We start from the raw sequence: 20,721 nt of genomic DNA on the forward strand, positions 1-20,721 counted from the left end.
TTATTAGCTCATTAAAATTGCTGACTTTTATTTCTAGTTCTTGTTTCCAAAAACCAGGTTGTAAAGTTCGCAAGTTACTCAATTTTTAAAATCTACTCGTGGATTTTAGTCTACTTTATAGATTTTGGAATTTTTCGAGTTCCTTTACATGGTCTTTCATTTGAAAGACTTGTCACTGTTTACTTTTCAAAGTCCAATCCTTTAAAGCGTTCTTACGTCTGCTTCTCAAGGTGTAGCTGTTTTGCTTGCCGCAATCAGCTTAATTATAATAACACGCTGTTATTATTTTGTCAACAACTAATTTCAAAAAAATTAGTTGGCACTGATAAAGAAGTAATTTAACGGCTATCCTTTAATATTCTCAGTTAGCCTGTTTTTATTCAATTATAGTATTTGCTTCAACTATTCCGCTTATTTATCTGGTACCGGCTATGGAAGCCCGGTAGAAAATGACTGCTTAGAATTGGCAGGCAAAAGCAGGAAGCACAGTACCAATTAAAGCAATTATTTCGGCAGCAGACAATTGCTAAATTTGAGAACCAATAGCCTTTTTATACGGAAAAGCTTTTAAACAGTAAAGGTTGATTTATTTACAACATTTATAGGCTTCTTATCCTTAAATGCCTGAATATTTTCAATCAAAGTGTCCATTAATCTTAGTCTGGCTTCTTTTGCTGCCCATGCAAAGTGCGGTGTCATAATGCAGTTCTTTGCCTTCAGCAATGGATTATCCTCCTGCACAGGCTCAGCTGACACCACATCCACGCAGACTCCGGCCAGCCTTCCGCTGTTTAATGCATCTGCAACATCTTGCTCAACTAACACAGAACCTCTGGAGGTATTAATAAGATATGCACCCTTTTTCATTTTAGCTATTGTTTCATTATTTATTAATCCTTTTGTCTCTTCTGTCAAAGGGCAGCTTAAGCTTATGAAATCAGACCTGCTCAATATCTCGTCAAGCTCGGCAAACTTTATTCTGTTTGTTTCAAGCTCCGGATGCTTAGTTCTGTTGAAAAATATAATATTCATACCAAATGCAGCTGCAATGCTTGCTGTTGTTTGCCCAATAGCTCCAAAACCAACAATACCCAATGTTTTCCCCTTTAGCTCTATCAAAGGATAGTTCCAGAAGGAAAAGTCTTTGCTGTTCGTCCATTCACCTTCATGAACCAGCCTATTGTGCTCGCCTACATGATGGCAAAGCTCAAGAATAAATGCGAATACCAGCTGTGCAACAGAAGCCGTACTATAAGCAGGAACATTTGCGACTATAATTCCAAGCTCTTGGGCCGCTATAATGTCAACAACATTGTAACCCGTTGCAATAACACCTATGTATTTAACTGAAGGTGTTTTCACTAATATTTCTTTTGTTAATACAACTTTATTGGTTAATACAATATCAGCATTACCAATTCTTTCAACTGTCTTCTCCGGAGGCGTTCTGTCATAAACGGCCAATTCTCCAAGCTGTCTCATTCTGTCCCATGACAAATCTCCGGGATTTAACGTATATCCATCTAAAACAACAATTTTCATAAATTTTTCTCCTTGCAAAAAGCCTAGCCGAAATGATAAGCACACTAAAAATGGAACCTTCTTTTCAGCTCGCTTTTAATAGTTTTATCTCCAAAAACAATCATTACCACCAGTACTAAAAATGATGTTGCCGTTGCTATCACGGCTGGAATCCAAGCTGTAATTACACCGCACAGCAAAAGAATGCCCGGAATCAGTCCGCATATTGCAATTACAATTTGATTTAACACATAAGTATGCCAATACATACGATTTACAAATACCAGAACCAAAACTGCTACATTGGCTAATATCATAATTTCAGGTATTACATTGTTTACAGACCAGCCAATGTATCCAACGGAATTGTCCATTACTACGGCAAGTATCGGCACACATATTACCTGCACCAATATATGTGATGTGATATTTCTATTACGTTTTATAGAGTAAAAAATTATCACCCAGAAATATATGATTGCCGAAATAGTAATTGCCGACCACATTACACCATTGTATGTCATATAATTTGTAATAGTTGATACAACAGCTGATAATATTGAAACAAACAGAAATAATCTTTTTATAATATTATATTTATGTGAATTTACTTCTATTTCAGGATACGTCGTATCAGGATTTTCACCGCCCATATCGGTAAGAACTGTTCTGCATAGAGGACATATGTCCGTTTCATCTCCGATACTAAGCCTGCATCTCTTACATGTTTTCATAATAAACACCGTTGCTTTCCAGTCTGACCTCCAGCCCTTCATCACTAAGATGCCTGAAAAAGGCCCTTTGCAAGTAGGGATACCTTAGGATTGAAGTAAATGAAAAAATAATCCTGTTATCAAAAGAACAAATAGTACACTTAATCGGCTCTGATTTTGAAACACCGATCAAAGCTTCAAAGCCATCAATATATTCCTTGAAGCCATCACAAACTTCAATCTTCCCCAGATTTGACAGCACAACTGTATTGGCCTTTGTTGAACTGACATATGCTATTTTTACACCAAGTTGCTTTAAAACCAAGGGTGAAAATCTCACAAAAATATTTTTTTCTGTTGATACATTGCTTGAAATCGTCTGAGATAAATTTTCTTTTGTAAGCTGCTTCTCAAATTGTCCTGAAACCGAGTCCAGCATTTCATCAAAGGTATACTCACTCTTTGTGCTTGTAATCCCGACATTAATATACGAAAAAAAATTCATCTCGGTTGTCGAACTGAAGAAGTGCCGTAAGTTTACCGGAACATTAACCTGTACAGGCTTTTTGTTTGCCTGTTCATTCATATACTCCTTGTAAATACACCAAATAAGAAGTGCCGCTATATATTGTGTGAGACTTACATTCTTCTTCTTGCAAAGTGCCAGCAATAAATCCATATTGACAATTCCGTGAATAACACCCATTGTAAATACAGGAAGCATGTCCCCCTTGAGCTTATATGCCCTTTTTGTTTTATATCTGGGATAAGAATGCTTCCTATAATTTTTATGATAGCTGTCCTCAACATCAGATACAACATCAACAACCGGCATTTTTAATAAAATCTCTGACAGTATCTCCTTGTATGCAAGCTTTATGTAATTATATGTTAATGCCTTTAGAAACTTCAAGGCTCCCGTTCCGTCTGTTATAACATGAAACACCTCAAGGTTAATGCGTTTTGCAAAGTAAGTGACCTTGAAAAGAAATTGATTATTACTGTTTGGGTCTATAAATGCACATGGATATTCCTGTTCCCTTTCAACTTTTGGCTGTTTTTTATTTGTTTCAAAATAGTGCCAAAAAACACCACGCTTTAACTTAACACCAAAGGATCTGAATAGAGGAAGCGTATTGACTAAAGCCTCCTGCAAAAGCTCTCCGTTAATTTCATTTTTAAGGCGAACAGAGACCCTAAAAACACTGCTATAGGTTTTATTTGATATTACAGGAAAAACATTAGCTGTGTTATCTAGCTTGTGCCACCTTATTTCAGAATTAGTTTTGTACTTCATTTATATTGACTCCTTATCACGCAGGGCAATCCCCAGAACCCTAACCATTGCCTACTGCTAATTTTACGTATATAGCAATCTAATGTCAAGGTGCTGATAATTTGTATAAAGACAAGACCTATTGGCTAAAAATCTTATATCATGCTGCCTGCTTAAAAAATAAACCAAGTACGTCATTTAATTGTGTAATATTTCTAAAATGAAACTCATAAGGATAAATAACGAAAAATAACCGTTATACAAAAATAATTTGTTAGGAGATGTAAACATATGGCTCTGGCATATGAAACCACTATAGCATTTTCAAGCACGATTCAATCACAGAAGCCCTATAACTCAATTATAATGAACTGCTATGCAAGTACTGACAGCGTATTCTCCAAAATAATCTCAGATAAGGAAGTCGCAGTCTTTGGAGAGTATAAGGTATTAGTTTTTTATAGACAACCTAATGCAGGCAGAGAATCAAGTTACAAAGCATTTACCTTACGAAAAAACTTTTGTGAAATTGTCCTTTTTGACACACCTGAAAAAGAAGAAATAAAGGCTGACCTCATATTGCAGTCAGCATGCAAGTTTAATTACATAAGCAAGAGCCGTCTCCGTTCCTCCTGGAACATTGATATTTCAGGAGAAATAAGAGTATCCGGTATTGGAAGCGATTCAAATAATACTACCAAAAGTCCTGACAAAGCCATACCTGACGAAGCCATGCCTGCTGAACCCGACAAAGTCGATATCGTAAAAAAGAATTCAAATAATATCAGTGAAATTACAGTCACTAATTCTGCCAATAATACAGGAAAAATAAATTTGGAAAAAATTATAATGTCTGTTAATGCCGATCACAGTAATGAATATAGCCCTTCGGATGCCAAGAGCTCTGCAGACAGTATCAACGCCGAACCTCCAGAAGAAGCTGCAATCGAGGATGATAACAGCCTAATTGATGATTCCGGCTCACTAAGAGAAGATTTAAGCATAAATTCCGAAAAAAATAATAAGTATAATATTACTTCAAAAGTATGGCAATTTGAAGACAGCGACAGTACTAAAGTCGAAGAATTGATGTATATGGATTTCGAAGCGCTGAGAAAAATGGATAAGGACTAAAGAGCTACCTCAGTAGCTCTTTAGTGCCAATAAATGCTGATTTATTCAAAAATCATATTATACTATTTCGCATTTAAAATATAGAAGCCTATACTTTAAATCACCGCTTTATGCGGTGCACTGCAGAAGCAACAGCTTATAGTATTGAACAGCATTTGCAGACTTTGCCCATTACCGCAGATGCGGATGTTTTAAGATGTGATTCCACATTTTAAATGCAAATTAGTATTATTCCAGGCAAGGCTGCGGACCACATTCAGGTTTAACTGTTACATGCTCAATTCTAACAACCTTTGCAGTTATGCGAATCAGCATTTTTTCAAGAAGCTTATTATATGTTACCGCCCATTCAGGTGCGCACTTATCAACAGGATTTGGATCTAACAGCTCCTCGTCTTCTCCTTCAACAATCGCACTTACAATTTCTGCTTTATCAGTCTCTTTAACAGGTTCCTTGGATTTAACTTCAATAAAGGTTGAGAAGTATACACGTGTGGTAATCTGGTTTAGTCCCCCCATTACGTCATCCTTGGTATGGCATGTAATTGTTTTGTATATAACATTTTTATCGACATACCCATTTATTATTATTTTACTCCAATATTCCTTAACAGGGCTGCATGTAGGGATATCTGATTCTATCCTTGGAACTAATTTCGTTTTTGTTATAACTACTTCCTTATCTACATCTACGATTCTGAAAATAGCTGCAGGCAAGCATGGCTGTTCCGGACCTATTCCTTGCTCCGGGGCCGGGCCTATATCTGTTCTTGGTCCGCATCCCTTACCTACGGTTATCTCTTTAACTACTAATTTTTGTTTTTCACCCCAACCTATTATAACAGGAACCTGCAATGTTTTCTTTGTCGGAGGTGGCAATGGCGGTGGCGGTGGAGGAGGAAATCCTCCCATAAATTCATTTGACATAATGACAAGTCACTCCTTTTTACTTTTCTAATTTATAATATGTCAGATAAACATTATGTGACACCATTATGCAAACAAAGAAAGCATTTATAATGTTCCGGCCGCCCCAGTATTATAGAACTCAATTTCTATGGCTTACCGCCGGCTGAACTTCCCATAAGGCTCCTCACAGTACAAGAAAAAGGCATACCGGCAATCACAGAAGAATTTTGCAAAATTTCCTTCTGTAATTTCAAGCATGCCCTTTTTAAGCGTTGAAGCCTTCACAAAATTACTTGAAAGCAGTATTATCAAAAGCAATACATATCATCACGATATTTTATTGTGCGAAGACTCCAACTGTAATTGATTTATGATAGCCTGCATTATTTTGTTTCATAGATATATTGATTTAATAATGCTTCTAACATTTCTTGACGTCCGGACTTGTTCTGCACTGTGATATTCAATGCATACTTTTCCAATTCCTTTAAGCCAACCTTGCCCTCAACAATATCCTTGCCGATTCCTGCAGTATAGCTTGAATATCTGTCAGCGACAAACTTCTCTAATTTACCGTCTTCTATTATCTTATCGGCAACAATAAGTCCCTTTGCAAATGTATCCATTCCGGCGATATGTCCGTAGAACAGGTCTGTTGGGTCAAAGGAACCTCTTCTTACTTTTGAATCGAAGTTTAATCCACCCTTATTTAATCCGCCTGCTTTTAATACTTCAAGCATTGCAAGAGTTGAATCGTAAATATTTGTAGGGAATTGATCTGTATCCCAGCCCAACATTACGTCACCCTGATTTGCATCTATACTGCCAAGCATATTGTTTATTCTGCAGGAAGCAAGCTCATGCTGGAAGGTGTGTCCTGCCAGAGTCGCATGATTTGCTTCTATGTTCAGCTTAAAGTACGGGTCCAAGCCGTAAGTTTTCAGGAAACCGATAACTGTTGCTGCATCAAAGTCATACTGATGCTTTGTAGGTTCCTTTGGCTTCGGTTCAATCAGGAATTGTCCTTTGAAGCCAATCTCCTTTGCATAATCTACTGCCATCCTTAAAAATCTTGCAAGGTTATCCAATTCAAGCTTCATATCTGTGTTCAAAAGAGTTTCATATCCTTCTCTGCCGCCCCAGAACACATAGTTTTCTCCGCCTAATTCATAAGTTATTTCCATTGCCTTTTTGACCTGAGCTGCGGCATATGCAAATACATCTGCATTTGGTGATGTTGATGCACCATGCATAAATCTTGGGTTACCAAAAGCATTCGTTGTCCCCCAGAGAAGCTTTATGTCACTCGATTTCATTCTGTCTTTAATAATAGCCGTAATAACATCAAGATTTTTATTGGTTTCTGCCAGATTAGCCCCTTCCGGTGCGATATCCCTGTCATGGAAGCAGAAAAATGGTGCTCCTAACTTTTCAACAAATTCAAAATTTGCTTCAACCTTGTATTTAGCCATTTCCATGGCATCTGAAATTGTATTCCAAGGTCTCTCATATGATCCTGCTCCGAACATATCTGCACCCGGTGCCGCAAAGGTATGCCAATATGCAACTGCAAATCTCAAATGCTCTTTCATTGTCTTTCCGCCTATAACCGCATTTTCGTCATAGTACTTGAATGCCAAAGGATTATCTGATTTGCTTCCTTCAAACTTAATTTTGCTGATTCCCTTAAATATTTCTGACATAATAAACCCTCCATAAATTTTTTATTTTAAATCTGTCAAGATATTTATATTGTTCTAAATCTGATAGCCAAACAGCTTTTTCAGAGGTATGATTGCTGCTCCAAGGGCAGATGTATCCTCACCCAGCTCTGATGTAACTATTTCAACCCGCGACACAGGATATTTAAGAGCTTTGGCAAACGCTATATTTTTTAAGTGCTCCAAAACATCCTCAGGAAACTTATCCAGCTCCTTGCCCAATACTATTTTCGAAGGGTTAATGGTATTGATTAAATTCGCCACAGCCAATCCCAAGTACCCCGAAGCCTCAATCAAAATTACTCTCGTAGCTTCATTTCCTGCTTTTGCCGAGCTGATAATATCGTCAACGGTAATTGAATCAATATCCGTCAAATCAGCTATCAAACCTTGCTTTATTTGCTTTTGAGCCTTTTCCACCATTGCTCTTGAAGAAGCCAGCGTTTCAAGGCAGCCATAATTCCCGCATCCGCATTTCGGACCATTTGGGTCTACCATTATATGTCCTATTTCTCCTGCACTTCCGCTGCATCCTCTGTATAAATTACCACCTGCAAATATACTTGAGCCAATACCGGACTTCATGTTTATACATACAAAATCCCTTTGGTTAACACAGCAGCCAATCCAGTTTTCACATATCGCAGAACAGATAGCCTCATTGTCAACATAAATAGGAAAGCTCCCCGTACCGGACATCATATTCTCCAAGTCTATCCTTTCCCATCCCAGATTGGGGGCAAAAACAACTTCATGTGTTAAATTATCAATGATTCCGGGGATAGAAACCCCGACACCTAACAGCCTGCCCTCTTCGATCTTATATCTATGTATAATTTGCTTTATTTTTTCTTCAACCAGTTCAATATAGACAGCTGCCGAATAGTTTGCCTTGCTGAGAAATTTGTCCCTGTAAACCACTTGCCCGGTGATATCCATTAATATAAATCTGACAAAATCCACATCAATATCTACACCGATAGAATAATAGCTTTCCGGAATCAGTTCATATAGGACAGGTCTTCTTCCTCCGGTAGATATTCCAATACCTGCTTCGCTGATATAGCCTTTTTCAAGCAGGTTTGTTACTATAATCCCGCATGCAGTCGGCGATAATCCCGTCAGCTGCGCAAGGTCGGCTTTTGATATTTGTTTATTGCTTCTGATTAATTCAAGTATATATGTTTCATTCAACTCTTTTAAAAACTTATTGTTTCCCGTCGTACCAGTCTTCATGCACCTATTCTCCCCAGTGAATATTCAAACTCTGTTTAATCATACACCAAAATATTCTTTAAGGACAGATATATTGCCGCACTGCAAATTACGTTTATGAGTGTATTTCAGGTATATGCATATGACTTGCAGCCGGCATATATCCCCCTGCCTGCAGAGCTGCTTAAAATATTTATAACTTAAATTATAGAGCCGAGCTGTTTAAAATCACCTTTAAGTGACTTGTACAGCTGAACATATAATTTATAAAAATCATCATATTTCTTTATCCTATCCTGAATCGGAGGCAAGGTGTCTTTAACTTTTATTACTTCACTGCATGCCTGCGGTACGCTGTCATATACGCCGGCACCAACACCTGCCAGAATTGCCACTCCCAGTGCAGGACCCTCATCAGAAAAAATCCTGTTTATTCCGGTTCCAAAAACATCAGCCTGCATCTGTCTCCATATACCGCTTTTCCCGCCTCCTCCGGAAGCTCTTACCTCTGAAATTCCAACACCCATTCCCTTGATGATTTCCAAGCAGTCTCTAAGGCTAAAGGTTACACCCTCCATAATCGAGCGGACAAAATGAGGCTTTGTATGCTTGGCAGTCAATCCGAAAAATACTCCTCTGGCATTCGGATCCAGATGAGGAGTTCTCTCTCCCATCAAATACGGCAAGTATATAAGTCCTTCACTGCATGGCGGTATATTTTCCGCTTCTGCATCCAGCAGCTTGTAAACATCAATGTTTGATAACTCTGAAGTCATCATTTCTTCCATACAGAAAGTATCTCTGAACCATTTTAATGAAAGCCCTGCACCCTGCGTTACACCCATAATATGATATGTGTTCGGAACTGCATGGCAAAAAGTGTGCACCCTTCCTAACGGGTCTATTGTAAGTTTGTCTGTGTATGCAAAAACAACTCCCGAGGTCCCAATCGTTGACGAAACAACTCCCGGTTTAACAATTCCGTTGCCTACCGCACCCGCAGCCTGATCACCGGCTCCGCCCACGACAATAGTTCCCTCGTTTAAGCCCGTAACTGCCGCTGCAGAAGCTGTAACCTTTCCGGTTACCTCTTGTGACTCATACATCTTGCCCAACATAGACTCTGAAATCCCAAGCTTGCTTAAAACTTCACTGCTCCACTTTCTTTCGGCAATGTTCATAAGCTGCATACCGCTCGCATCAGAAACCTCTGTTGCATACTCCCCGGTAAGCCTCAATCTTATATAGTCCTTGGGCAAAAGTATCTTTGCTACCTTTTCAAAAATCTGCGGCTCATTGTTCTTCACCCACATTATTTTTGATGCGGTAAACCCTGTAAGTGCAGGATTTGCTGTAATTTCAATCAATCTTTCTTTTCCGATAAGCTGAGTAATCTGTTCACATTCAGCCGCACTTCTCTGGTCACACCAAATAATTGCGTTTCTTAACACCTTATCCTCTTTATCCAGCAAAACGGCTCCATGCATCTGACCTGACAAGCCTATACCCTTTACTTCCCGTTTGTCAGCGCCACTTTTTAACATGACATTATTTATGCTCTCGCATGTACCCTTCCACCAATCTTCCGGATTCTGCTCTGCCCAACCCAAGTTCGGCTGATACAGAGGATACTCTACAGTTGAGCTTGCAACAGGCTTGCCGCCCTCGTCAAACAATACCGTCTTAACTCCGGAAGTTCCTAAGTCAATACCAATAAGAAAAGACAATCGCTCACCACCCTCACGTTACTTTATAATATTATATTATAAAGTATATCAATTTATATTTGCTTTGTCAAAACATTTGTATGTTAAAGCATGCAAATGTTTTTATAACCATATGCTAAGTATTGATTTCTTCAGAAAGCGCAATAATAAAGGAAAAACTTGCCAGACACGCCTTATGGCTACGCTTTTTTACAGCTGCGTTTAACCAAGCTCAAAGCTTTATAAGATGCGCAAAGCAGTGATATAAAGACAGGCAACTCCGGTCCTGTGCTTTATATCACTGCTTTACAAATTCTGCCTTAAATATAAATGTTGAATTTTTAAATTTTACAACCAGATATGCATTTTGAAATCATTATGACAGCAGGGACAATTAACAGTATGCTTCCCCCTCCTTCTGGGCAGTCTCAGAACCTTTTTGCAGCTTGGACATTTACGGAAGCGATGGGTTTTTATCTCACTGATTCTGCGTAAAGTCAACAGGCCTTTTGCTTTAACCGGAGACCATATCTTCATAAACCTTTCATTTTCAATACGCCTTCTGTAAAGGTTTTTAGAAAACGCTCTCAATGTTGCCAAAATCAGGATTAACCATAGCGCAACACTGATAACAACCGATTTTATAAACATATTGAAAATAATTAATATGAAGCCCATTATGATAAATGCATAATACAACTGATCCTGACCATATCTGCCATACATAAAACGCGATAATTTATATTTAAAATTCCCCATTTCAATTTCACTCCTCATCATAGTTTGTGTTATAAGCGTTACGGCTTAAAGTCCTTTCACAATAAAATACCGGGACGATATACTTGCCAGTCAAAAGCCCTCAGGTTGCCGGCTAAGCCAATCCCACTTTGCATTGAAAAGATTGAGTTAATTATATATTATATATTTAAACTGAATATTAACTTCTTGCGCTCTATAAATATTATTTTATATTTTATAAATAAATATCCTCTTTCCTCCATAATCGGAAAAGGCTCCTTGAACTCTCTGCCGATTTTGTTTAAAATCAGTTTATATAAAATTAATAATATTATCATAACATAAATGAATTGTTATATAAATTAATTGCAAGAGTAACAATATGCTTATTTTATCATATGCAAGCTTATATTCCCCAAGGAGGCATTTATGGTCTATATTATGGTAATAGAGGATGATCGCAACACAAGAAAATTAATGGAAGCAATATTACTTCAAAACGGATATGAGGTTCTTCTTGCCGAAGATGGCATTGATGCCCTTGAAAAAATGGAACACCATCACATCGACTTGGTTATTGTAGATCTAATGATGCCGAGGATGGATGGCTACGAGTTCACAGAAACCCTGAGAAAATGCGGCTATAACCTTCCGATATTGATGGTTACTGCAAAAGAAGCTCCTGCGGATAAAAGAAGGGGCTTTATTGTCGGTACGGATGACTACATGGTCAAACCTGTTGACGAAGAAGAAATGCTTTTAAGAATTGCAGCACTTCTTAGGCGCTCTAAAATTGTAAATGAGCATAAATTAACAGTAGGGAATACCGTTTTGGATTATGATTCTCTTACCGTAACTCAGAACGGTAATATTCAAGAGCTTCCAAATAAGGAATTTATGCTGTTATTCAAATTACTGTCCTACCATAATAAAATTTTCACAAGACGCAGCCTGATGGATGAATTATGGGATATGGCTTCAGATACGGATGAACGGTCCGTAGATGTTCACATCAACCGTCTGCGTGACAGATTCAAAGGAAACGAGGATTTCGAAATTGCAACTGTGAGAGGTTTGGGATACAAGGCGGTGATTAAAGCATGAACAGATTTAAATCTCTGAATCTTTCAATGGTATTAATAGTATTTATTATTATGATAGCTTCAGCACTTCTGACAGTTGCAAGCTTTTTATTTTTATATTTGCTTGGCCTGTTTTCAATATATGCCCTTACACCTGCTTTTTCACCTATGGTTACATTAGTTGTCAGCTGCATTATTGGTACCTCAATATCTGCGGTAACCAGCAAGAAAATACTCAAGCCTTTGAACCAGCTTATCAAGGCAACCAAGACAGTCTCAACCGGAGATTTCAGTGTTCGTGTAGATGAAGTAAGCAGTAATTATGAAATATATGAATTGCTTAAAAACTTTAACCATATGGCAGAAGAGCTGGGCAGCATTGAGCTGTTCCGAAATAGCTTTATTAATGAATTTTCCCATGAATTTAAAACGCCTATCGTTTCCATACGGGGCTTCGCAAAGCAGCTTCAGAACGAAAAGCTTTCAGCCGAAAAAAGGAAGGAATACACTGATATTATCGTAAGTGAGTCCGAACGTCTGGCAAATATGTCTGCAAACGTTCTTCTTCTGACAAAATTTGAAAACCAAACATTTATAACCAATCAAACCGAATATGAGCTGGATGAGCAAATCAGAAACTGTATCATTCTTTTTGAAAAGCAATGGGATAATAAGAAGCTTGAAATCAATATTGAGTTGGAACCCGTAAGGATATACAGCAATGCTGAAATGCTTTCTCATTTATGGATAAATCTTATTGAAAATGCAATAAAGTATTCTGATGAAAATGGCCATATTATTATCAGCTGCCGTGAACAGAACAATAATATCGAATTTAAAATAAGCGATAACGGAAAAGGGATGGATGGTGATACATTAAAGCACATTTATGACAAATTTTATCAGGGCGATAAATCTCATGCAACGCAGGGCAACGGAATAGGGCTTTCAATTGTCAAACGGATTATAGAGCTCTGCAAAGGAAAAATTACGGTTGAAAGTGAATTAGGTAATGGTACAACCTTTACTGTAGATTTGCCTAAATTACATGAATAGCAAAGGCTATCTTAGTATACAGCCTTAATTATGCACCCTGAACCATTCTTAGTTTGAAATTAATTGTGCATTTTAAAAATCAATATAATGCTATTTCAAATCTGTCAAAGCTGACAGCCTCACCAAAATGGTTGCTGTCAAAGCTTGTTTTTCTATATATTCCAAATTCCTTTGAATTCTTTTTCAGCCATAAAGGAACCTCTATATCAAGCTCTTTGCAAAGCAAAATGAGGCATTCCTCCAACTGCTCCCTGAATTCCCCGGAAGCGTCCTGTGATTCTGCCCATGCTTCTTTAATTAATTTCCCTTGCCTTACCAATCTTCCATGAAGCTTCAATTTATATTCCCCTTGTAGTAATATAGTCTTTTCATTAATACTATTATACAAGAATAATAAAAAAATGCACCCCCTATAAATTTTTATTTACAATAATATTTTATTTAATAATAGGGTATATAATAGTCATCCGTTAGTTTTCCATGTGAAAGCAGACAATTTCAGGCCCTGCTTCTGCGTAAAAAAGCCGGCTTGAATGCTTAATCCACCTAAAAAGACGATATAAATATCGTCTCGAAGGCTTGAATCCATATTGACCTTAGCTACGGACACCGGCGGAAATAAACAGCTATTCCTTTATAAGCTTATGCTCCACCGAATCCACAAGAGCCCTCCAGCTGGCCTCAATAATGTCAGTAGAAACTCCTACTGTCGTCCATACATCCTCACCGTCAGTGGTTTCAATTAAAACCCTGACCTTTGAAGCGGTAGCATGATTGGAATCTAGAACCCTGACCTTATAGTCCGTCAATTTTATCTCAGCTATCTGAGGATAAAATCTTTCCAGTGCTTTTCTCAAAGCACTATCCAATGCGTTCACCGGTCCATCGCCTTCAGCTGCAGTAATTTCAGTTTGATCACCCACTCTGATTTTTATCATTGCGGAGGAATTAACACTGTTAACAGAAGGTTCATCTACAATAACCTTGAATTCCACCAATTCAAAAAAAGGATTATACTTATTGAGTATTTTGCGGATTACAAGCTCAAATGAGCTCTCAGCTCCCTCGTACTGGTAGCCCTCATACTCCAGCTCCTTTAAACGTTCAATTATTTTTTTGGTTTCAGGGGAGTCTTTCGTTATGGTACTGTCCACCATATTAATCATATTCATTACCGCACTTCTTCCTGCCACCTCGGACATGAGAATGTTTCTCTGATTGCCGACAACAGCAGGATTAATCATTTCATAGGCGGAGGTGTTCTTGTTAACTGCATCCGCATGCATACCTGCCTTATGGGCAAACGCACAGTTTCCCACAAACGGAGCTCTTTCATCATGGATGATATTTGCCACTTCACTGACATAACGCGCTATCGGAGTCAGCATCTCCATGCTTTCGTCAGGAATGCAGCCGTACCCCATTCTCAGCTGAAGATTTGGTATTATCGTGCATAAATTGGCATTGCCGCATCTTTCGCCAAAGCCGTTAATCGTTCCCTGTACCTGAACAGCCCCTGCCTCAACTGCTGCTATTGACCCTGCAACAGCCATACCGTTATCATTATGGCAGTGAATACCTATCGCACATCTGATATTCTCACGAACAATTCTTGTAACCTTAGCTATGTGTGAGGGGAGGCTCGCACCCTTTGTGTCACACAGGCATATGGAATCCGCACCGGCATCAAACGCAGCTTGCAGTGTGGCCATCGCATACTTAGGACTGGCATTATACCCGTCAAAAAAATGCTCTGCATCATATACAACGGTCTTTCCCTTATTTTTAAAATACTTTATTGTATCATAAATCATATTTAAATTTTCATCCAGAGTAGTTTTCAGTATATCGGTGACCTGAAAATCCCATGACTTCCCAAACAATGCGACAGCAACAGTACCTGCATTGAGTAAGGACTGGATATTTGCATCCTCTTCGGCTTTTATATTTGCCCGTCTGGTTGCACCAAATGCAATTATTTTGGAATTTGTAAGCTTAAGTTTCAGTACCTTATCAAAAAATTCCAAATCCTTTGGATTTGAGCTTGGATTTCCTGCCTCTATATAATTTACTCCCAGCCGGTCAAGCTTTTTAACTATTTTGAGCTTATCCTCGACAGTAAATGAAATTCCTAATGCCTGAGCACCATCCCTTAATGTTGAGTCATACATTATAACCTTATTATTTTCCATGGCACTGCTCCTTTCGCAATAAAGATGTCTTTGAGCTGAATACTTACATAGCAGGTGTACTTTTAATTACTCCCTGATTTTATGCAGGCCTATTTACAAATTGAATTGTTATGCCAATAAAAAAGCAACCCCCTAATAGGAGCTGCTTTTTAAGCGGCTCCTATCAGCTAATTATGGCCTTATCAATTTCACTTTTGCTGCCAATCTCACTTATTGACCTGTTTATAGCATTAAGATATGCTTTCACACTTGCTTCAATAATATCAGTGCTCACACCTTTACCTAAGTATACACCTTCATTATTTGATATCTTCACAGTAACCTCACCGAGTGCATCCTTACCTTCTGTTACAGCCTTTATACTGTAATGGATCAGCTCAGCATAAATACCGGTAGCGCGCTCAATTGCTTTAAATGCGGCATCGACAGGGCCATCTCCCGTCGCAGCCTCTGTAATTATTTCATCTTCTCTTTTTATACTTACTGTTGATGTGGAAATCATCTTGTTTCCGCTGTTAATCTGGAAGCTGTCAATTACGAATATTTCCGGCACAGCTATATTTTCATCAACTAATGCCTCAATATCCTTATCAGTAACAACCTTTTTCTTATCTGCCAGATCCTTGAATTTCCCAAAGGCAGTCTTTACCTCCTCAGGAGATAAAGAATATCCCATTTCCTTTAATCTTTCCTCAAAGGCATGATGCCCGGACAGCTTGCCCAGTACCATTCTATTTTTGCCGACACCTACAGATTCCGGTGTCATTATCTCATAAGTAGTTTTCTCAGAAAGAACTCCATGCTGATGAATTCCTGACTCATGTGCAAAGGCGTTTGCGCCGACAATGGCCTTATTGGGCTGGACGCTCACACCTGTGAGGCTAGAAACCAACTTACTTGTTCTATATATTTGAGTTGTATCTATTTTGTGAGTAATATTATAATAGTCTTTTCTTGTATTGATACCCATGATTATTTCTTCAACAGCAGCATTTCCCGCTCTTTCTCCCAGACCGTTAATAGTACACTCAATCTGAGTCGCACCATTTTCAACAGCTGCCAGTGAATTGGCAACAGCCATGCCCAAATCATTATGGCAGTGAACGCTAATCTCTGCTTTATCAATGTTGGGAACTGAATTTTTTATGTTTTTAATTAATCTGCCAAATTCTACAGGTGTTGTATAACCGACTGTATCAGGGATATTTACAACTGTGGCACCGGCTGAAATAACTGCTTCAACAATCTTCATAAGAAATTCTTCTCTTGTCCTGCTTGCATCCTCAGCAGAAAATTCAACATCAGAGCAATAGCCCTTTGCACGCTTAACCATTGCAACTGCTCTTTCTAAAACCTCGTCCTCAGTCATTTTCAGCTTATACTTCAGATGTATATCTGATGTGGCAATAAAAATATGAATTCTTGGACTTTCAGCATATTTCACAGCTTCCCATGCCCTATCAATATCTTTTTCCGCGGCACGGCAAAGGCTTGCTATTGATACCCCCTTAAGATTTTTTGAGAGTGTCATTACAGACTCGAAATCACCAGGGGAAGCTATTGCAAAGCCTCCTTCAATAACATCTACACCTAATCTTACAAGCTGCTTTGCAATCTCCATTTTCTCTTGTAGGTTCAGATTCACTCCCGGTGTTTGCTCTCCGTCTCTCAGTGTCGTATCGAATATTTTTATTCTTTCTGCCATGCTAATACCTCCTTCTAGGGATCCAAGCAATGGATTCCCTCATTTTCAATATCAATAGGGTTATAATCCTTAATCTTCAGCAATAACTATTTCTTGAGCCAGCTCATCATTTTTCTGAGCTCTGCACCAACCGCTTCAACCTGATGCTCGGATTCATTCCTTCTCATTGCAAGGAAGTTTGACCTGCCTCCGGCTGCATTCTCGACAATCCAGTTTGAAGCAAATTTGCCGTCCTGAATTTCCTTGAGAACCTTCTTCATTTCTTTTCTGGTTTCATCTGTAATTATTCTCTTTCCTGTCACATAATCACCATATTCAGCCGTATCACTGATTGAGTATCTCATTTCGGCAAAGCCGCCCTGATTTATAAGGTCCACTATGAGCTTCATCTCATGTACACATTCAAAGTATGCAATCTCAGGCTGATATCCCGCATTTACAAGAGTTTCAAAACCTGCTTTCATCAATTCCGTAACACCGCCGCAAAGTACAGCCTGCTCTCCGAATAAGTCAGTCTCTGTTTCTTCTCTGAATGTAGTTTCAAGTATACCCGCTCTTCCTGCTCCAATTCCGGATGCGTATGCCAAAGCAAAATCCTTTGCCTTTCCTGATGCATCCTGATGAATAGCTATCAATGCCGGAACTCCTCTTCCCTCCTTGTACTGACTTCTTACAGTGTGTCCGGGCCCCTTTGGCGCCGCCATAATTACATCTACATCTGCCGGCGGAACTATCAGATTGTAAATAATATTGAAGCCGTGAGCAAACATGAGAATATTACCGGCTTCCAGATTTGGAGCAATACACTCGTCATACATAGCCTTCTGAGTCTGATCAGGTGTCAATATCATGATTATATCCGCCATTTTTGCCGCGGTTGCAGTATCGTATACCTTTAAACCGTCAGCCTCTACCTGTTTCCGTCTTGCTGAATTCGGTGTCAAACCCACAACTACGTTTACGCCGCTGTCCTTCAAGTTCTGTGCATGAGCATGCCCTTGACTTCCGTATCCTATAACTGCTACTGTTTTACCCTCTAATAAATTTAAGTTGCAATCACTGTCATAATACATTTTTGCCATTTTCTTATTCCTCCGTTTAATTATATTTTTTAATTTTATATTTTACATACTAATGCTATTCTTCACTATTCCCTGCCTTAATGAACCTATTCCCTCTCTCAATAGCTATAGTACCCGTTCTGACTATTTCTTTTATGCCAAACTGCTTCAGCATATCTTCAAGTGCTGTAACCTTTTCATTTGCACCTGAGGCTTCAACAGTAAGAGTATTTTTGGAAACATCGACTATCTTTGCTCTGAATATCTCAACTATCTGCATTATTTCTGTCCTGCTTGCCGGTGTGGCATTTACCTTTATCAGGGCAAGTTCGCGGCTTACAGAATCAGATGATTCCAACGTCCGTATCTTGATAACGTCTATAAGCTTATTCAGCTGTTTGTTAACCTGCTCAACAATGTAGTCGTCACCGTCCACAACTATTGTCATTCTTGACACCTCAGGGTCTTCCGTTACTCCTACTGCAAGGCTGTCAATATTAAACCCCCTTCTGCTGAACAAACCAGCTACCCGCGACAATACTCCCGAGCGGTTTTCAACTAATACCGAAAGAGTATGCTTTGTCATTTCAATTCCTCCTCTCACCCTCCTAATTAAATTTAATTAGCCTTATTATTACATCCTTACGGACTTTTAATTAATTTATCTTAAAAATCAGATAATTTTCCAACCAAATGCCGTTATAGACTGGCCGCCTATACAGTAGCTTCCTCCGAATCAACAACACACTCAAGTATATATGTCCTGTCATCTGCCAAAAATCTATCCAATGCGGAATCAATCTGTGTATTATTTGTGATTCTTTCGGCATTAAAGCCATATGCTTCCGCAAGCTTGACAAAGTCCGGGTTGCAGTCCAGAAACACCTGTGAGTATCTCCCGTTATGCCTGTTTTTTTGAAGCTCCCGCACCATACCCAATCTCGAATTATTCAAAATGATTATTTTAATCCCGATTTCCTCCTGCTTTATTGTTCCCAACTCAGGCATTGACATTTGAAAGCTTCCGTCTCCGCCTACCACAACAACAGTACTTTCAGGCTTTCCAAGCTTTGCGCCGATAGCTGCAGGCAACCCATAGCCCATAGTCCCCAGTCCTCCTGATGTGATAAAAGTCCCAGGCTTTCCAGCCCTAAAGTTATTAGCTGCCCATATCTGGTTCTGTCCGACTTCTGTGGCCATTATGGCATCAACGTCTAATTTTTGAGAAAGCCTATCTATTATTAGTCTTGGATTAACATTATTTGTCTGACTGTCAACAGGCTTCTTCCTTTTTTCCTTTATTTCCTTGACCATGCTTACCCACTGTTCAGTTTCACCTGCTTTTACAATCTCCAGCAGAGCCTCAAGCACGAGCCTTACATCTCCGACTACAGGAATAGTTGTGCTGACATTTTTGCCAATTTCAGCAGGGTCTATGTCTATATGAATTATCTTTGCTTTCTGAGCGATTTTCCCCGCTGTACCCAGTGCCCTGTCTCCTACTCTCGCACCAATCAAAATAAGCAGGTCTGTATTATTTACCGCATAATTTGCAGAATATACGCCATGAGAGCCTAACATCCCCAAATTAAGAGAATGGCTGCCGGGAATCGCACCAATCCCCATAAGTGTCGTAACCACCGGAATTCCACATCTTTCTGCAAGCTTGGTCAATACCTCGGAAGCCTTGGCGGAGATAACCCCTCCCCCTGCACATATCAATGGTGACTTCGCCTTTGATACAGCTTCGGCAATTTTCTTGATTTGCTGAGGGTGCCCCTTGTAGTTTGGCTTATATCCTCTGATTTCTACTTCTTGCGGATATTTAAACTCAACAGTCTGTGTCTGAATATCAATGGGGACATCAATTACTACCGGCCCCGGTCTTCCTGATGCTGCAATATGAAATGCCTCTTTTATAATTCTGGGCAGCTGATTTATGTCCTTAACAAGATAATTGTGCTTGCAAAACGGTTCCGTTGCCCCTGTTATATCTGCCTCCTGAAAAACATCTCTTCCGATTAAATCCAGCTGCACCTGTCCTGTAATGGCAACAAGCGGGATAGAATCAGAATATGCTGTCGCTATTCCGGTAATCATGTTTGTAGCTCCGGGTCCGGAGGTTGACACACATACTCCGGTTTTGCCTGTAACACGTGAATATCCGCTTGCCCCATGAGCAGCTCCCTGTTCATTTCTTGTAAGGATATGCTTAAGTTTTGAATCCAGTAAGGCATCATAAAATGGACTGATTGCTGCACCCGGATACCCGAATATTGTACTTATACCTTCCAATTCCAAAGACTTAACCAAAACCTGTGCACCTGTCAATTTCATGTAAATCGCCTCCTTTTCCAATGTTTACTGCCGCTGCTATATACTTATCTCTTTTAGGCCTTATTAATCCATCCGCTCTTAGCTTACCCATTTTTTAAATCCAGCCGTAGTTTATTTGACAATGATATTTGGGTAATAAAAAACCCTCGGCTCTGCTATATGCAGGGACGAGGGAACTACTCCATCGTGGTACCACCCTGATTCAATACAATTAAAAACTGTATTCTCAGTGAACATCAGACGCGCATCTGTGTTCAAAGCTGTAACGTAGCCATCGCTGATATCTACTTAACACCCAAGTATCTTTTGACATCAGATCTCCGGAATGAGTTATCCATGTACCTCTCATACCGAC

Annotated in this window: 18 protein-coding genes and 1 other annotated feature (1 of these 19 only partly in view); of the genes, 3 read left to right on the plus strand and 15 right to left on the minus strand. The window is 39.1% G+C overall.

Annotated features, from left to right (window positions below; genetic code table 11):
* Nucleotides 1–567: 567 nt before the first annotated feature.
* The 3 genes from LY28_RS15645 to LY28_RS15655 are packed head-to-tail and all read right to left on the minus strand — an operon-like array spanning nucleotide 568 to nucleotide 3,531.
* Nucleotides 568–1,542: a D-2-hydroxyacid dehydrogenase gene (locus LY28_RS15645; protein ID WP_110463123.1), complete on the minus strand. Its 975-nt coding sequence runs from the start codon at nucleotides 1,540–1,542 to the stop codon at nucleotides 568–570.
* Nucleotides 1,543–1,586: 44 nt separating this feature from the next.
* The gene (locus LY28_RS15650) at nucleotides 1,587–2,255 is read right to left on the minus strand and encodes a DUF6320 domain-containing protein (protein ID WP_110463124.1); all 669 of its coding nucleotides are present in this window, start codon (nucleotides 2,253–2,255) and stop codon (nucleotides 1,587–1,589) included.
* Entirely contained in the window at nucleotides 2,242–3,531 is a 1,290-nt protein-coding gene (locus tag LY28_RS15655; RefSeq protein WP_110463125.1) for a hypothetical protein, read from the minus strand. Before LY28_RS15655 ends, LY28_RS15650 begins: the two co-directional genes overlap by 14 nt.
* A gap of 270 nt (nucleotides 3,532–3,801) precedes the next feature.
* Between LY28_RS15655 and LY28_RS15660 the strand changes: the two genes are divergently transcribed.
* Nucleotides 3,802–4,644, plus strand: a complete 843-nt coding sequence (locus LY28_RS15660) for a hypothetical protein (protein ID WP_110463126.1) — start codon at nucleotides 3,802–3,804, stop codon at nucleotides 4,642–4,644.
* A gap of 228 nt (nucleotides 4,645–4,872) precedes the next feature.
* On the opposite strand, the gene LY28_RS15665 is transcribed toward LY28_RS15660, so the two are convergent.
* The 5 genes from LY28_RS15665 to LY28_RS15685 all read right to left on the minus strand — a co-directional run bounded on the left by LY28_RS15665 (nucleotide 4,873) and on the right by LY28_RS15685 (nucleotide 10,954).
* On the minus strand, nucleotides 4,873–5,571 hold the full coding sequence (locus LY28_RS15665) for an SPOCS domain-containing protein (RefSeq protein ID WP_110463127.1): 699 nt from the start codon (nucleotides 5,569–5,571) through the stop codon (nucleotides 4,873–4,875).
* A 365-nt stretch (nucleotides 5,572–5,936) separates the two neighbouring features.
* Nucleotides 5,937–7,256 (minus strand): xylose isomerase, encoded by a 1,320-nt coding sequence (gene xylA, locus LY28_RS15670; protein ID WP_110463128.1) that lies wholly within the window; start codon nucleotides 7,254–7,256, stop codon nucleotides 5,937–5,939.
* Between the two features lie 54 nt (nucleotides 7,257–7,310).
* A complete protein-coding gene (locus tag LY28_RS15675) occupies nucleotides 7,311–8,510 on the minus strand; it encodes an ROK family transcriptional regulator (RefSeq protein ID WP_110463129.1) in 1,200 nt (399 codons plus the stop codon).
* Between the two features lie 179 nt (nucleotides 8,511–8,689).
* Nucleotides 8,690–10,216 carry a xylulokinase gene (gene xylB, locus LY28_RS15680; RefSeq protein WP_110463130.1) on the minus strand — a complete coding sequence of 509 codons (1,527 nt, stop codon included), beginning with the start codon at nucleotides 10,214–10,216 and terminating at the stop codon, nucleotides 8,690–8,692.
* Nucleotides 10,217–10,543: 327 nt separating this feature from the next.
* Nucleotides 10,544–10,954 carry a hypothetical protein gene (locus tag LY28_RS15685; RefSeq protein ID WP_110463131.1) on the minus strand — a complete coding sequence of 137 codons (411 nt, stop codon included), beginning with the start codon at nucleotides 10,952–10,954 and terminating at the stop codon, nucleotides 10,544–10,546.
* 408 nt (nucleotides 10,955–11,362) lie between these two features.
* Between LY28_RS15685 and LY28_RS15690 the strand changes: the two genes are divergently transcribed.
* Entirely contained in the window at nucleotides 11,363–12,037 is a 675-nt protein-coding gene (locus tag LY28_RS15690) for a response regulator transcription factor (RefSeq protein ID WP_110463132.1), read from the plus strand.
* Nucleotides 12,034–13,071: a HAMP domain-containing sensor histidine kinase gene (locus LY28_RS15695; protein ID WP_110463133.1), complete on the plus strand. Its 1,038-nt coding sequence runs from the start codon at nucleotides 12,034–12,036 to the stop codon at nucleotides 13,069–13,071. The genes LY28_RS15690 and LY28_RS15695 overlap by 4 nt, the downstream gene beginning before the upstream one ends.
* A gap of 79 nt (nucleotides 13,072–13,150) precedes the next feature.
* Here LY28_RS15695 and LY28_RS15700 read toward each other — a convergent pair whose 3' ends face one another.
* The 7 genes from LY28_RS15700 to LY28_RS19705 form a co-directional block, all read right to left on the minus strand.
* Nucleotides 13,151–13,408, minus strand: a complete 258-nt coding sequence (locus LY28_RS15700; RefSeq protein ID WP_110463134.1) for a hypothetical protein — start codon at nucleotides 13,406–13,408, stop codon at nucleotides 13,151–13,153.
* A 289-nt stretch (nucleotides 13,409–13,697) separates the two neighbouring features.
* The gene (gene cimA, locus LY28_RS15705; RefSeq protein ID WP_110463135.1) at nucleotides 13,698–15,263 is read right to left on the minus strand and encodes a citramalate synthase; all 1,566 of its coding nucleotides are present in this window, start codon (nucleotides 15,261–15,263) and stop codon (nucleotides 13,698–13,700) included.
* Nucleotides 15,264–15,426: 163 nt separating this feature from the next.
* Entirely contained in the window at nucleotides 15,427–16,968 is a 1,542-nt protein-coding gene (locus tag LY28_RS15710) for a 2-isopropylmalate synthase (protein WP_110463136.1), read from the minus strand.
* A gap of 86 nt (nucleotides 16,969–17,054) precedes the next feature.
* Nucleotides 17,055–18,050 carry a ketol-acid reductoisomerase gene (gene ilvC, locus LY28_RS15715; protein WP_110463137.1) on the minus strand — a complete coding sequence of 332 codons (996 nt, stop codon included), beginning with the start codon at nucleotides 18,048–18,050 and terminating at the stop codon, nucleotides 17,055–17,057.
* A 55-nt stretch (nucleotides 18,051–18,105) separates the two neighbouring features.
* Complete coding sequence (gene ilvN / locus LY28_RS15720; RefSeq protein ID WP_110463138.1) at nucleotides 18,106–18,615, minus strand: acetolactate synthase small subunit; 510 nt, start codon at nucleotides 18,613–18,615, stop codon at nucleotides 18,106–18,108.
* Between the two features lie 128 nt (nucleotides 18,616–18,743).
* Nucleotides 18,744–20,366 (minus strand): biosynthetic-type acetolactate synthase large subunit, encoded by a 1,623-nt coding sequence (gene ilvB / locus LY28_RS15725; RefSeq protein WP_110463139.1) that lies wholly within the window; start codon nucleotides 20,364–20,366, stop codon nucleotides 18,744–18,746.
* Complete coding sequence (locus tag LY28_RS19705; RefSeq protein WP_278303811.1) at nucleotides 20,335–20,457, minus strand: hypothetical protein; 123 nt, start codon at nucleotides 20,455–20,457, stop codon at nucleotides 20,335–20,337. The genes ilvB and LY28_RS19705 overlap by 32 nt, the downstream gene beginning before the upstream one ends.
* 69 nt (nucleotides 20,458–20,526) lie before the next feature.
* Nucleotides 20,527–20,721 (minus strand) — a binding site (T-box leader) (it continues 63 nt past the right edge of the window).

It is taken from the genome of Ruminiclostridium sufflavum DSM 19573 (assembly GCF_003208175.1).
GTDB lineage: Bacteria > Bacillota > Clostridia > Acetivibrionales > DSM-1351 > Ruminiclostridium > Ruminiclostridium sufflavum.

Bases quoted from the DNA above. Each gene is read 5' to 3' on its own strand.
- LY28_RS15655 (WP_110463125.1), bottom strand. From the start codon at position 3,531: ATGAAGTACAAAACTAATTCTGAAATAAGGTGGCACAAGCTAGATAAC.
- LY28_RS15665 (WP_110463127.1), bottom strand. From the start codon at position 5,571: ATGTCAAATGAATTTATGGGAGGATTTCCTCCTCCACCGCCACCGCCA.
- ilvN (WP_110463138.1), bottom strand. From the start codon at position 18,615: ATGACAAAGCATACTCTTTCGGTATTAGTTGAAAACCGCTCGGGAGTA.
- LY28_RS15690 (WP_110463132.1), top strand. From the start codon at position 11,363: ATGGTCTATATTATGGTAATAGAGGATGATCGCAACACAAGAAAATTA.
- LY28_RS15650 (WP_110463124.1), bottom strand. From the start codon at position 2,255: ATGAAAACATGTAAGAGATGCAGGCTTAGTATCGGAGATGAAACGGAC.
- LY28_RS15660 (WP_110463126.1), top strand. From the start codon at position 3,802: ATGGCTCTGGCATATGAAACCACTATAGCATTTTCAAGCACGATTCAA.
- LY28_RS15645 (WP_110463123.1), bottom strand. From the start codon at position 1,542: ATGAAAATTGTTGTTTTAGATGGATATACGTTAAATCCCGGAGATTTG.
- xylA (WP_110463128.1), bottom strand. From the start codon at position 7,256: ATGTCAGAAATATTTAAGGGAATCAGCAAAATTAAGTTTGAAGGAAGC.
- LY28_RS15675 (WP_110463129.1), bottom strand. From the start codon at position 8,510: ATGAAGACTGGTACGACGGGAAACAATAAGTTTTTAAAAGAGTTGAAT.
- ilvB (WP_110463139.1), bottom strand. From the start codon at position 20,366: ATGAAATTGACAGGTGCACAGGTTTTGGTTAAGTCTTTGGAATTGGAA.
- LY28_RS15710 (WP_110463136.1), bottom strand. From the start codon at position 16,968: ATGGCAGAAAGAATAAAAATATTCGATACGACACTGAGAGACGGAGAG.
- LY28_RS15685 (WP_110463131.1), bottom strand. From the start codon at position 10,954: ATGGGGAATTTTAAATATAAATTATCGCGTTTTATGTATGGCAGATAT.
- cimA (WP_110463135.1), bottom strand. From the start codon at position 15,263: ATGGAAAATAATAAGGTTATAATGTATGACTCAACATTAAGGGATGGT.
- ilvC (WP_110463137.1), bottom strand. From the start codon at position 18,050: ATGGCAAAAATGTATTATGACAGTGATTGCAACTTAAATTTATTAGAG.
- LY28_RS15695 (WP_110463133.1), top strand. From the start codon at position 12,034: ATGAACAGATTTAAATCTCTGAATCTTTCAATGGTATTAATAGTATTT.
- LY28_RS19705 (WP_278303811.1), bottom strand. From the start codon at position 20,457: ATGGGTAAGCTAAGAGCGGATGGATTAATAAGGCCTAAAAGAGATAAG.